The 12,070-nt window shown below is 69.6% G+C and carries 11 protein-coding genes; 2 read left to right on the top strand and 9 right to left on the bottom strand.

The genetic code is table 11. The features are described from left to right. The first annotated feature begins 38 nt into the window (after positions 1-38). Positions 39-647 (top strand): Uma2 family endonuclease, encoded by a 609-nt coding sequence (locus MKL11_RS14115; RefSeq protein ID WP_243944528.1) that lies wholly within the window; start codon positions 39-41, stop codon positions 645-647. Positions 648-813: 166 nt separating this feature from the next. On the opposite strand, the gene MKL11_RS14110 is transcribed toward MKL11_RS14115, so the two are convergent. The 5 genes from MKL11_RS14110 to MKL11_RS14090 form a co-directional block, all read right to left on the bottom strand. After that, positions 814-1,452: a L,D-transpeptidase gene (locus MKL11_RS14110; protein ID WP_243944526.1), complete on the bottom strand. Its 639-nt coding sequence runs from the start codon at positions 1,450-1,452 to the stop codon at positions 814-816. Between the two features lie 130 nt (positions 1,453-1,582). Next, positions 1,583-2,401, bottom strand: a complete 819-nt coding sequence (locus MKL11_RS14105; protein ID WP_243944524.1) for a transglutaminase-like domain-containing protein — start codon at positions 2,399-2,401, stop codon at positions 1,583-1,585. Positions 2,402-2,466: 65 nt separating this feature from the next. Continuing rightward, positions 2,467-3,396: a transglutaminase family protein gene (locus MKL11_RS14100; RefSeq protein ID WP_243944522.1), complete on the bottom strand. Its 930-nt coding sequence runs from the start codon at positions 3,394-3,396 to the stop codon at positions 2,467-2,469. 71 nt (positions 3,397-3,467) lie between these two features. Then, positions 3,468-4,007, bottom strand: a complete 540-nt coding sequence (locus MKL11_RS14095; protein WP_409565861.1) for a response regulator — start codon at positions 4,005-4,007, stop codon at positions 3,468-3,470. A gap of 177 nt (positions 4,008-4,184) precedes the next feature. Beyond that, positions 4,185-5,351, bottom strand: coding sequence for a transglycosylase SLT domain-containing protein (locus MKL11_RS14090; protein ID WP_243944512.1), 1,167 nt, complete (start codon positions 5,349-5,351; stop codon positions 4,185-4,187). Positions 5,352-5,581: 230 nt separating this feature from the next. Here MKL11_RS14090 and alaS point away from each other — a divergent pair, with 230 nt between their 5' ends. Beyond that, positions 5,582-8,269, top strand: coding sequence for an alanine--tRNA ligase (gene alaS / locus MKL11_RS14085; protein WP_243944510.1), 2,688 nt, complete (start codon positions 5,582-5,584; stop codon positions 8,267-8,269). 72 nt (positions 8,270-8,341) lie between these two features. Here the strand turns inward: alaS and MKL11_RS14080 are convergent, their stop codons facing one another. The 4 genes from MKL11_RS14080 to lpdA all read right to left on the bottom strand — a co-directional run bounded on the left by MKL11_RS14080 (position 8,342) and on the right by lpdA (position 12,024). Next, on the bottom strand, positions 8,342-8,620 hold the full coding sequence (locus MKL11_RS14080) for a hypothetical protein (protein ID WP_243944508.1): 279 nt from the start codon (positions 8,618-8,620) through the stop codon (positions 8,342-8,344). A gap of 438 nt (positions 8,621-9,058) precedes the next feature. Continuing rightward, positions 9,059-9,469, bottom strand: coding sequence for a DUF2147 domain-containing protein (locus MKL11_RS14075; RefSeq protein ID WP_243944506.1), 411 nt, complete (start codon positions 9,467-9,469; stop codon positions 9,059-9,061). A gap of 35 nt (positions 9,470-9,504) precedes the next feature. Further along, positions 9,505-10,176 (bottom strand): hypothetical protein, encoded by a 672-nt coding sequence (locus MKL11_RS14070; RefSeq protein WP_409565858.1) that lies wholly within the window; start codon positions 10,174-10,176, stop codon positions 9,505-9,507. A gap of 165 nt (positions 10,177-10,341) precedes the next feature. After that, positions 10,342-12,024: a dihydrolipoyl dehydrogenase gene (gene lpdA / locus MKL11_RS14065; RefSeq protein WP_243944504.1), complete on the bottom strand. Its 1,683-nt coding sequence runs from the start codon at positions 12,022-12,024 to the stop codon at positions 10,342-10,344. Between the last annotated feature and the right edge of the window lie 46 nt (positions 12,025-12,070).

Raw genomic sequence — 12,070 nt, 5'->3', positions numbered from 1 at the left:
CACACCGATGATGTAGGTCCGTTTAGACGGAGGGCTTCATGGCCGACGCGGCCCATCAGCATCATCCTTTGACCATCGTCGACTACGACCGGTTCGTGGAGGCGCAGCACGACGATCGCGAATGGGAACTCGTGGACGGCGAGCTCGTGATGATGAGCAATCCGACCGAGAACCATGAGCAGATTGCCGGCAACGTCGGCGCGCCGCTCAAACTCGCGATGGATGCTGCGGGATGCCGAAGCTATCAGGGCGGCATGCGCGTTCAGCGCTCCAGCGACAGCCGCGGCAAGGACAAGACCAAGCCGGATATCGTCGTCCGGTGCGGCCCTCGGCAGAACCAGACCTACCTGACCGACCCTCTCGTGGTGGTGGAGGTGCTGTCGCCCTCGACCATGGATTACGACCGGGGCGGAAAGCTCAAGTTCTACAAGTCCCTGCCGACGCTCCGTCACATCGCTCTGGTCTACCAGGACCAGATGCGCGTCGAGCACTACGAGCGAACGGACGAAGGGTGGCGCTTCGATGTCCTGACCGGGCCGTCCCACGTCCTCCGGTTCGATGCGGTCGATTTCGAGATCGACCTCGACCGAATCTACTTCGATGTCCCCGTCATGCGGCCGAACCCGGACGCCGTCCAGACGCGCTGAACCCGGCTCGGGCCTCGCGAATTCATGGTTCCTGTCAAGGGAAGCGCCCGGATCGGCTGGTATCCCTTCATCGGTTCCAGGGTCGATACGAAAAGCGCCGGCGTGAAGCCGACGCTTTTCGAACCGATGTTTTTCGGTGGGCCGCCAGAGATCCCGCTCCGGACGATCAGTTCAGCACGACCACCTTGGCGCCGACCTTCACCCGCTCGTAGAGGTCGGTGACGTCGTCGTTGGTCATGCGGATGCAGCCCGAGGACACGGCCTGGCCGATCGTGTCCGGCTCGTTGGAGCCGTGGATGCGGTACTCGGTGTTGCCGATGTACATGGCGCGGGCGCCGAGCGGGTTCTCGATGCCGCCGGCCATGTAGCGCGGCAGGTCGGGGCGGCGGGCGATCATGGCCTTCGGGGGCGTCCAGGACGGCCACTCGCGCTTGGCGGTCACCTTGTTGACGCCGCTCCAGCTGAAGCCGGGCCGGCCCACGCCGACGCCGTAGCGGATCGCCTCGCCGTTGCCCGTCACGAAGTACAGGCGACGCTCGGCGGTGGAGACCACGATCGTGCCGGGGACGTAGGGGGCGTTGAACGCCACGATCTCACGGGGGATCGGCTGGACCTGCGCCTGCGGCGCATCCTGCACGCCCTGGCCGTAACCCGGAGTGCCCTGGTAGCCGTACTGGCCCGGATCCGAGTAATACTCCTCGGCCCCGTTGGCGCCGAAGGGATCGTAGGCCGGAGCTGCCAGCGCCGGGGCGGCAAGAACAGTGGCGGCGAGGAGCGCCGCGAGCGCGGTGGCCGAGGTCTTCATGGGGTGCCTGCCTGTGCGATAACCTTTGCCATTACAAGCGTGAGCATAGGTTGGCAGTTCCACGCCGCGAAGAAGATTTTGTTTGACGGTGGAATACGTAAGCGGACTCGCCCGTGGTGGTCTCCGATCGTTAACCAACCTCGTCGGTGTGGACGTCGAAGCGCGCGAGGTGGGCGTAGCCGAAATTGGTCGAGATCGCGCAATCGGTGGCGTCGCGGCCGCGGGCCATGACGATCCGGCCGATCCGCTGGCGGTTGTGCCGGGCGTCGAACGTGTACCAGCGCGGGCCCTCCGGGCCGTCCAGGTAGGCCTCGAACCACGCCGAGAAATCCATCGGCGCCGGATCGACCGGTACGCCGATGTCGCCGAGATAGCCGGTGGCGTAGCGGGCCGGGATGTTCATGCACCGGCAGAACGCGATGGCGAGGTGGGCGAAATCCCGGCAGACGCCCTCGCGCTGCATGAAGCCGTCATGGGCGGTCCGCGTCGCGTCGGCGCGCTGGTAATCGAAGCGGATGCGCTCGTGCGTGTAGGCGACGATCGCCTGCACCCGCGCCCAGCCCTCCGGCGCGTTGCCGAACAGCGACCAGGCGGTCTGCGCGAGCTTGTCGGTGTCGCAGTAGCGCGAGCCCAGCAGGTAGACCATCACGTCGTCCGGCAGGTCCTGGACCGGGATCTGCCGGGCGTCGGGGGCGTAGGCGTCGAGCAGGCCGGAATCCTGGATGGTGAAGTCGGCCGAGATCGTCAGCAGGCCCGGCGGCGCCAGGATGCGGTGGCAAACGTTGCCGAACGCGTCCTGGTACTCGCGCGCCGGGATCCACGGGTCGAAAGTGATCACCTGCGGGGTCAGCAGGTCGGGCATCCGGGACGGATGGACGCTCAGCATCAGGATCATGGGCGTCGGCTGGGTCAGGCTGAAGGCGATATCGTAACCGGTCCTGATCTTCATCGCGGCCACCTGTGTCCTCTCGCCTGCGCGGGTTGCCCCGCATACTCAGTCAGATTTTGGGGATTTCAACGCGCCGATATTGGCGGATGAGCCTCAAATCCCCGTGTTTTTGCCTCTTCGTCCGACAATTCGACGACGTCGACATCCACCCGCATGCCGAGGTCGTCGCTGGCGAGGCCGAAGAACGAGCCGTGCAGGGGCACGGCCTGTGCCGGATCGCGGGTCACCGCCACGCGGATCAGGTCGCGGTTGCCGACGATCCCGTTGGTCGGGTCGAACTCGATCCAGCCGGCGCCCGGCAGGTAGACCTGCAGCCAGGCATGGGTCGAGCCGCCGCCGACGTGCCGGCCCCGGTCGTTGCGCGGGTTGTACAGGTATCCGGAGACGAACCGGGCGGCCATGCCGAGCGCCCGCACGCCCTCGATCATCAGCACCGCGAAGTCGCGGCACGAGCCGCGCTTGCTGCGCAGCGTCGTCAGCGGCTCCTGCACGCCCTTCTCGGAGCGGGCCACGTAGGTGAAGTTCGCCCGCACGCTGCGGGTCATGTCGGCGAGCAGTTCCTGGGTCGGGATCCGGCCGTCGGCGGGAATGAAGCTGCGCGCCCAGGCGTCGACCTCGTGGCGCGGATCGGGCCATTGCCGCTCGATCGAGCGGGACAGGTCGGGCATGTCCTCGGCACCGTAGCCGAACGGGTAGTGCGTGGCGTGCGGCGCCAGCGGGAAGACCGGCGCGTGCTCGGGGGTGTGGTCGAGGGTGATGCCGCATTCGAAGGTGAGGGTCTCGGCGCGGATCCCGAAGGTCGCCACCGCGACGCAATTGCCGAACACGTCGAACATCCACCGGAGCGCGGCGGGCTCGGGGACGATTTCCAGCGATGCCTCGATCAGGCGCTGGTCGTAGCTGTCCCGGGGCCGGAACATGATCCGGTGCTCGCCGAAGGCGACCGGGCGCCGGTACCGGTAGACCGTGCGGTGACGGACGGACAGGATCGGCAAAGACTGGGGCTCCTCGCGCCGATAGGCCGGCGATCAATGCAAGGGCCGGGCCCGTCGCCGCGCAAGCCCTTTCAGGTGACCGGCGGCGCCGGGTCCGTGGTCGCCCGCTCTGCCTCGACCAGCACGTCGAACGGGCGCCAGGGCTTGGCGATGAACACGGCCTCGCTCGGCAGGTCCGGCCGGCGGACGCCGTGGCCGGAGGTGACCACGAGCCTGGCCCGGGGCCACAGGGTCGCGACCGCCCGGGCGAGCTGCAGCCCGTCCATCGCGCCGGCGAGCCGGACATCGGCGAAGACCAGGGCGACGTCGCCGCCGCGCGCCTGAAGGACGGCCAGCGCCGCCTCGGCGCTGTCGCAGCCGATCACGTCGAGCTCGGTCTCTTCCAGGAGGGTCTCGGCCAGCGCGCGAACCTCGGGGTCGTCCTCGACGACCAGCGCCAGGCGCTGCGCGGCGGGCTCGGCCGCCTTCAGGTTCGGCGCGTGCGGGGCGGACGGCTCGGCCTCCGATTGCCGGACCCGGCGCACCAGGGCGGCGAGATGCTCCGGCACGCCCTCCGAGACGAGGTCGTCGTAGATCGACGCCAGCGTCTGGCCGATCTGGTCGAGCGGGATGCCCGGCGAGAGCGTATCAGTGAGCGGCGTGGCCGTGCTCGACAGAGGCTTTCTCAAGAACTCCCCCCGGAAGTCTCCGTTTCACGCCGCACGCGGACGCAGCGCTTGTGGACGAACGTCGGCAGGACGCCGGGAGTTGCGCGCGGGGACGCGAATAGAGGCCCCCTCGCCAGGCTGTTACTGCGTGGCGACGCCGGCTGCGGCATCCGCGTAGGCCATGATCCCCGAGACCGCCTGGACGTTCTGGTAGCGCGTGCCGCGCGTGCTCATCATCGCCTCGAACTTCTCGTGGACCTGCGCCACCGAGAGGCTGGCCGGCTTGCGATGGCGGCCGCGGCCGACGAAGCGCCCGGCGGCGAAGAAGATCGAACGGTTCGCCCGGGCCGGGCCGGGCAGCAGCACGGCCGCGGCGGCGGCCGGCTTGTTGACGACGTTGGCCAGGAACTCCCCGGCATCGTCGGCGCCGAGGAAGTGGGCGAGGTAGACCTCGCCCAGCGTCAGCTCGCGGCCGATGCGCTGGGCGATGCGCCCGGCGTCGCGCTTCAGCATCTCGCCGGCCATCAGCGCCGAGAGGTAGGGATCGCGGCGCAGCTCGAGCACCCGGGCGCGCTCGGCCGGATCGGTGATCACCGGCCGGTCGTTGGCGTCCGAGGAGACCAGCGCGGCCTCCTTCTCCAGCCCGTATTTGGGTCCGAAGTCGCGCACCACGCCGAGCCAGGTCCGCTCGATGAACTGATAGAGGCCGGTGGCCGACGAGGTTTTGGCCTGGACCGCGGTGACGAAGCTCGATTCCTTGTCGGCCACCGCCATCAGCAGGACCGGGTCGGTCTGGACCGCCTGGGCGGCCCGCACGATCGTCTGCACCAAGTGGCGCCGGATCTTCATCGGACCGAATTCGAGGATGTCGTTCGGGTCGCCGCCGGCGCTCTCCGAGAGCAGGAAGTCGTAGGACACCCGGTCGACGCCGTTGGAGCCGATATCGGTATCGAGGTCATGGACGGCGGCGAAGCTCGCCGAGGCGCGCAGCGGGGTCCGCTCCAGGTCCTCGTCCGGCGCCACGGTGTGAATGCGCGGGCGCGGCATCGGCATCTCGGTGGCGGCCTGCGCCGAGGAGACCGCCTGGGTCAGCCCGATTTTGCCGAGATCGACCCCCGAGCCGATCAGGGCGGCGCTGAGGCCGCCGGCGATCAGCGACACGGTGAGCACCGAGCGGGCCAGCGCCGGGACGCTGCCATGGGCGCGGCCGAGCATCGGCTGCGCGGTGATGGCATCGGCCCGGCCGGACCCGAACCGGCCCTGCTTGGCTGTGACGTTCCTCGGCGATCCGACCGTGCGGCCCTGCATCGTCTACCCGATTCCTCACGCGCCGTTGACGGCGCCACGGACACACCATCGCTTGACAGATGTGGCGACAACACGGCCGCGCTTGTGGCGGCCGTGGGGCGGCCAGGGGCAATTTCGCGGCGGGGCGCCCGTGACTCGGGCTCCGTCCCTCCTTAAGAGGGCGGCATGCGGGTCCCGTCTGAAACGGGTGGCGGCCCAATCCCTTGAGCCCTGCTTAGAGTTCTGCCCCGATGAGCGGCGTCAACGAGATCCGGTCGACCTTCCTCGACTTTTTCGCGCGTGCGGGACACGAGGTCGTGCCCTCTTCGAGCCTCGTGCCGAAGAACGATCCCACGCTGATGTTCACGAACGCCGGCATGGTGCAGTTCAAGAACGTCTTCACCGGCGTCGAGAAGCGCGCCTACGACCGGGCGACCACGGCGCAGAAATGCGTGCGCGCCGGCGGCAAGCACAACGACCTCGACAATGTCGGGTACACGGCGCGCCATCACACGTTCTTCGAGATGCTCGGCAACTTCTCGTTCGGCGATTACTTCAAGGACCGCGCGATCGAGCTGGCCTGGACGCTGATCACCAAGGAACTCGGCCTCAAGCCCGACCGGCTGCTGGTCACCGTCTATGCCGACGACGACGAGGCCGCGAACCTGTGGAAAAAGATCGCCGGCTTCCCGGACGACAAGATCATCCGGATCGGGACCTCCGACAATTTCTGGCAGATGGGTGACACCGGTCCCTGCGGCCCGTGCTCGGAGATCTTCATCGACCAGGGACCGGCCCTCCGGGGCGGTCCGCCCGGCTCCCCGGACGAGGACGGCGACCGCTTCCTCGAATTCTGGAACCTCGTGTTCATGCAATACGAGCAGCTGGAGCCCGGCGTGCGCAACCCGCTGCCGCGCCCCTCGATCGATACCGGCATGGGCCTGGAGCGCATGGCCGCGATCCTCCAGGGCGTGCATTCCAACTACGACACCGACCTGTTCAAGGCGCTGATCGACGCCGTGGCGCATGCTGTCTCGCGGGCGCCCGAGCCCGCCACCATGGCCTCCTACCGGGTGATCGCCGATCACCTGCGCGCCGCCTCGTTCCTCGTTGCCGACGGCGTGCTGCCGGGCAACGAGGGCCGCGGCTACGTGCTGCGCCGGATCATGCGTCGGGCGATGCGGCACGCCGAGATTCTGGGCGCCCGCGAGCCGACCATGTACCGCCTCGTCCCGACCCTGGTGCGCGAGATGGGCCAGGCCTACCCCGAGCTGATGCGCGCCGAGGCCCTGATCGGCGAGACCCTGAAGCTGGAGGAGACCCGGTTCCGCCGCACCCTGGAGCGGGGCCTGTCGATCCTCGATTCCGAGAGCCGCGACCTGAAGGAAGGCGACAAGCTCTCGGGCGACACTGCCTTCACCCTGTACGACACCTACGGCTTCCCCCTCGACCTGACCCAGGACGCCCTCAAGGCCCGGGGCATCGGGGTCGACACCGACGCGTTCTCGGCCGCGATGCAGCGCCAGAAGCAGGCGGCGCGCGAGGCCTGGAAGGGCTCCGGCGAGGCCGCCACCGAGACGGTCTGGTTCGGCATCCGCGAGCGCGTCGGTGCCACCGAGTTCCTGGGCTACGAGACCGAGGCCGCCGAGGGCATCGTCACCGCGCTGCTGCGCGACGGCGCCGAGGTGAAGAGCCTGGAGGCCGGGCAGACCGGCCTCGCGCTGGTCAACCAGACGCCGTTCTACGCGGAATCCGGCGGCCAGGTCGGCGATACCGGCCTGATCCTGAGTGCCGGCCTGCGGGTCCGGGTCACCGATACGGAGAAGAAACTCGGCGACCTGTTCGTCCACCATGTCAGCGTGGAGGAGGGGACGCTCGGGCTCGACCAGCCGGTGGAGCTTAAGGTCGACCATGCCCGCCGCAAGGCGATCCGGGCCAACCACTCGGCCACCCACCTCCTGCACGAGGCCCTGCGGCAGGTGCTCGGCGACCACGTCGCCCAGAAGGGCTCGCTGGTCAGTTCCGAGCGGCTGCGCTTCGACATCAGCCATCCGAAGCCGATCGAGGCCGAGGAACTGGCCCGGGTCGAGGACATCGCCAACGCGGTGCTGCTGCAGAACGCCCCGGTGGTCACCAAGCTGATGGCGGTGGACGACGCCATCGCGTCCGGCGCCCGGGCTTTGTTCGGCGAGAAATACGGCGACGAGGTCCGCGTCGTCTCGATGGGCCTGCCGGTGGACGCGGACGGCCCCGAGACCGGGCGCGTCCGGCTCAAGAACTTTTCCATCGAACTCTGCGGCGGCACCCATGCCGGGCGCACCGGCGATATCGGGGCGATCACCATCGTCGGCGAGAGCGCGGTCGGCGCGGGCGTGCGCCGGATCGAGGCCCTGACCGCCGACGCGGCCCGCCACCACCGGGCCGAGGAGGCCCGCACGCTCGCCGCACTGGCCGGCATCCTCAAGGCGCCGGTCACTGAAGCGCCCGACCGCCTCACGGCCCTGATGGAGGAGAAGCGCCGCCTGGAGCGGGAACTCGCCGACACCCGTCGCAAACTCGCCATGGGCGGCGAGACCGGATCGGGCTCGAACGCCCGTCAGAGCGAGATCGGCGGCGTCGCGTTCCGGCGCTCGGTGGTCGAGGGGCTCGACATGCGCGATCTCAAGCCGATCATCGACGAGGAGAAGAAGCGCCTCGGCTCCGGCATCGTGGCGATCGTTGGAGTCGCGGCCGATGGCAAGGCCGGCCTCGTGGTCGGCGTCACCGAGGACCTGACCGGCCGCTACGACGCGGTCGGGCTGGTGCGGGCCGGGGCCGGCGCGCTCGGCGGCAAGGGCGGCGGCGGCCGCCGCGACATGGCCCAGGCCGGCGGTCCCAACGGCGCCGGCGCCGAGGCGGCGCTGGACGCGATCGAGCAGGCACTGACCGAGGCGGCCTGATCGGGCAGGTCGGTCACGAAAAATGGGCCGCGCCGTCTCCGGCGCGACCCCTTTTCATGGTCGAAGCGTGGCTTACCTGCCGCCGCCGCCGCCGCCCTGGGGGGCGACTCGCGAGGGCTGGCCGGCGTTGCCGGCAGCCGCGGAGTCATTGGAGATCGTATCCGCGGGCTGGCCGGTCGGCGAGTAGGTGATGGCGCCTTCGTTGCCGGTCGAGTTCGTCTGCCGAGACACCACGCCGGGTGCGCCGGGCGGCACGACCACAACGGTGCTGGTCGGAGATTCGATCACCTGGGCGAAGGCCGGCCCGGCGAGGACGGTCACGAAAGCGGCGGCGAGAATGGTCTTGGTCATGGAAAGTCCTGTCTGTATCGACGTAAGACAGAGAACTTCGATCGTGCGCAATCGATCCGTCGCGGCGACGTAAATCACACCATCGTGTGCCCCGCGACGCGTCCTAAAACGCTGCGAACTCCCGCCATAAGGGAATAATATTTTTTGGACGGCTTGGTGTTGCGGTGACGCCGTAAAATCCACTGTGCCAGTTCACGGCCGTGCCGCTCCGTCAGGCGTCGCGACGCGTGCCCCGTTCACGGCCACGTTTCCATCGGGGAACAGGCTCACGCCCGGTTCCGCGTCGGCTTCATCTGCGGCATCTTGGCATCGATGAGAGACTTTTGACGCTGCCTACCCGATCCCGGATAGACGAGTCGATCCCGGTATCCGGGCCCGATCTTGGAATAATGTTCCAAACTTCGCGGTCGTTACCTGGATGCGCTCGTGATCTGCCGATCAGTTCACCCGGGTCCAGGTCTGGCGCTTGCAGAACACGCTCATCACGCAGCCCGAGACTTCGAGCGCGTTCGGTCCGGTCAGCCGCAGCGAGCCGGAATAGGTCTTGCCGTCGTTCGGGTTGTAGAGCGAGCCGCTGTAGCCCGATCCGTCCACCTGCGGCGCGTTGAGGATCTGCACGCCGACGACGTTGCGGCCGCGCAGGGCCGGGTCCGGGTTCTTGGTGTCGAGGGCCTTGCCGGGGGCGCTGACGATCGTGCCGCAATAGCCCCTGCCGCAGGGGGTGATCTTCACCCGGGAGCTGCCGGTCTCGGTGAGCCAGAGGCCGGCCGGATCGGCCGCCAGGGCCGGTCCGCAGGCCGGCATCCCCGCGAGCAGAGCCAGGACGGCACGGCGCAGCATCGATCGCATCCTCATTCCTCCCGAACCGGCCCTTCGGGGCTCTCTTACCGCGAAGCTTCGGGCAGCGCACCGCCCAGATAGGTCTCGGCGACCTCGCAGAACGGCTGGCCGGCCCCGGTCGACAGCACGGCGTCGATCTCGAACAGCGGGTCGTCGGGGCCGGGCACGGCGGCCTGTGGGAACGGGCGGACCGCGATCGTCTGCCGGGTCGGCTCCAGGGGACGCACCACCCGGCCGAAGGGCGTGCGGGTGCCGTCGAGGGTGGCGTTCATCTCGGGCGTCAGGCGTGCCGGCACGTACCAATTGTCGGCCTCCGACAGGACCCTGTCGCCGCAGGCCAGGCGGACCCGGCGGTAGCGCACCGGCTCGTCGGGGCCGATCGCCAGGCGGGTGCGCTGGGCGGCGCTGAGCGGCTTGTCGGCCACCGCCATGCGCTGGGCGACGAGATGGGCATCGGCGGCGAGTTTGTAATCGGCGCACCAGCTCTCCAGCGCCAGGGTCGCGCTGTGCGCCGCCAGCACCCGCCCCTGCAGCGACGCGATCAGGGCGGCCTGCGGCTGGGCGGCGGCCGGCGCCTCGGCCGCGGACGGCCTCATCGGCACGCCCGCCAGCATCGCCGCAAGGCCGAGATGGAGCGCCCAGTCGCGCCGCACGAGGAAGGCGACGCAGCGTTTGACCGCCCGCGCGTCCAGGGCGGTGAAGGTGAGATTACGCATCGAAACGTCCCGGACAGGTGAATTCGGCACACCGCATCGTCTCGGCCCGAATCCCCCCGGGTGGAAGCGCCCTGTTCTTCAGAAGACGGGCCGGCACATCCGGCCTCGTCTGCGGCCTCTCGGCCGCCGGTTTATCCAACCTGGGCCGTGGGGTCGAGGCCGCGTCTACCTCCGGGCCGGGGGCAGGTCGGTGCTGAGGCCGAGCGCGGCTTCGGCCGCGAGCCCGATGGTCTCGCCGAGCGTCGGGTGCGGGTGGATCGTGCGGCCGATATCGGTTGCATCGGCGCCCATCTCGATCGCCAGCACGATCTCGCCGAGCATGTCGCCCGCGCTCGGGCCGACGATGGCGCCGCCGACGATCCGCCTGGTGTCCGCGTCGAACAGCAGCTTGGTCAGGCCGTAATCGGCGCCATTGGCGATGGCCCGGCCGGAGGCGGCCCAGGGGAAGCGCGCCACCTCCACGGCCCGCCCTGCGGCCTTGGCGGCCGTCTCGGTGAGGCCGGCCCAGGCGATCTCCGGATCGGTATAGGCCACGGAGGGTATCACGGCGGCGTCGAACCCCGCTTTGTGGCCCGCGGCCACCTCGGCGGCGACGTGGCCCTGATGCACCGCCTTGTGGGCCAGCATCGGCTGCCCGACGAGGTCGCCCACCGCCAGGATGTGGGGCATGGTGGTGCGCATCTGCGAATCCACCGGCACGAAGCCGCGCTCCACCGCGACCCCGGCCGCGTCGAGGCCCAGGGCCTCCCCGTTCGGGCGCCGCCCGGCCGCCTGCAGCACGAGGTCGTAGACGAGCGGCTCCGCCTCGCCGGCGAGGGTTACGGCGATGCCGTCCGGGGTGGCTTCGGCCGAGACGACTTCCGTGCCGGTCCGGATCCGATCGAACCGGTGGCCGTTGCGCTTGGTCCAGACCGCCACGAGGTCCCGGTCCACCCCCTCCAGGAGGTTCGGCAAGCGCTCGACCACGTCGACCCGGGCCCCGAGCGCGCTGTACACGGTCGCCATCTCCAGCCCGATGATGCCGCCGCCGATCACCAGCAGGCGGCGGGGGATGAAGGGCAGCTCCAGCGCCCCCGTGGAATTCACGATGCGCGGATCGTCGGGCAGCATCGGCAGGCTCACCGGGGAGGAGCCCGCCGCCACGATGACGCTCTTGAACGCGACGGCGCGGCTTCCGCCCTCGTGCAGTGTCACCGAGACGGCGTTCGGCCCGGTGAAGCGCGCGGTGCCGCGCACGACCGCGACCTTGCGCTGGCGCGCCATCTGAGTGAGCCCGTCGGTCAGGCGCCGCACGGTGCCGGCCTTGAACGCCCGGAGCTTGTGGAGATCGATCGTCGGCGCGCCGAAGCTGATCCCGTGGGCGGACAGCCGCCCGGCTTCTTCCGTCACGGCGGAGACGTGCAGCAGCGCCTTCGAGGGGATGCAGCCGACATTCAGGCAGACGCCGCCCAGCGTCGCCTCGCGCTCCACCAGGATCACGCGCTGCCCGAGATCGGCGGCCCGGAACGCCGCCGCATAGCCGCCCGGTCCGCCGCCGATCACCAGCACGTCGCAGGATTCGTCCGCCGGCCCGACGGCGGGCGCCGCGACGGGCGCGACCGTCTCCGCCTCGACGGCCACCCGGGCGATCAGGGTCCCGGCCGAGACGGTGTCGCCGAGGCCGACCAGCATCTCCAGCAGCCGGCCTGCGACCGGGGAGGGGATGTCGAGGGTCGCCTTGTCGGATTCGACGATCAGCAGGGTCTGGTCGCGGGCGATTGTCTCGCCCGGCGCCACCGGGATCTCGATCACCGGCACGCCGGAAAAGTCGCCGATATCGGGGACGCGGATCTCGCGGGTCTCTGTCATGGCGTCGATCACAGTCTATGGGGATGGGCGGCAAGCATTTGGGCTG

The organism is Methylobacterium sp. J-077, from assembly GCF_022829365.1.
In the GTDB taxonomy this organism is placed as follows: Bacteria; Pseudomonadota; Alphaproteobacteria; order Rhizobiales; family Beijerinckiaceae; genus Methylobacterium.
Note: the sequence above shows the minus strand (reverse complement) of the source record. Positions and strands in the feature narration are given on the sequence as shown.

Excerpts from the sequence above, each read along its gene's own strand:
- MKL11_RS14115 (WP_243944528.1), top strand. The coding sequence starts at position 39 with ATGGCCGACGCGGCCCATCAGCATCATCCTTTGACCATCGTCGACTAC.
- MKL11_RS14110 (WP_243944526.1), bottom strand. The coding sequence starts at position 1,452 with ATGAAGACCTCGGCCACCGCGCTCGCGGCGCTCCTCGCCGCCACTGTT.
- MKL11_RS14105 (WP_243944524.1), bottom strand. The coding sequence starts at position 2,401 with ATGAAGATCAGGACCGGTTACGATATCGCCTTCAGCCTGACCCAGCCG.
- MKL11_RS14090 (WP_243944512.1), bottom strand. The coding sequence starts at position 5,351 with ATGCAGGGCCGCACGGTCGGATCGCCGAGGAACGTCACAGCCAAGCAG.
- alaS (WP_243944510.1), top strand. The coding sequence starts at position 5,582 with ATGAGCGGCGTCAACGAGATCCGGTCGACCTTCCTCGACTTTTTCGCG.
- MKL11_RS14080 (WP_243944508.1), bottom strand. The coding sequence starts at position 8,620 with ATGACCAAGACCATTCTCGCCGCCGCTTTCGTGACCGTCCTCGCCGGG.
- MKL11_RS14075 (WP_243944506.1), bottom strand. The coding sequence starts at position 9,469 with ATGCGATCGATGCTGCGCCGTGCCGTCCTGGCTCTGCTCGCGGGGATG.
- MKL11_RS14070 (WP_409565858.1), bottom strand. The coding sequence starts at position 10,176 with ATGCGTAATCTCACCTTCACCGCCCTGGACGCGCGGGCGGTCAAACGC.
- lpdA (WP_243944504.1), bottom strand. The coding sequence starts at position 12,024 with ATGACAGAGACCCGCGAGATCCGCGTCCCCGATATCGGCGACTTTTCC.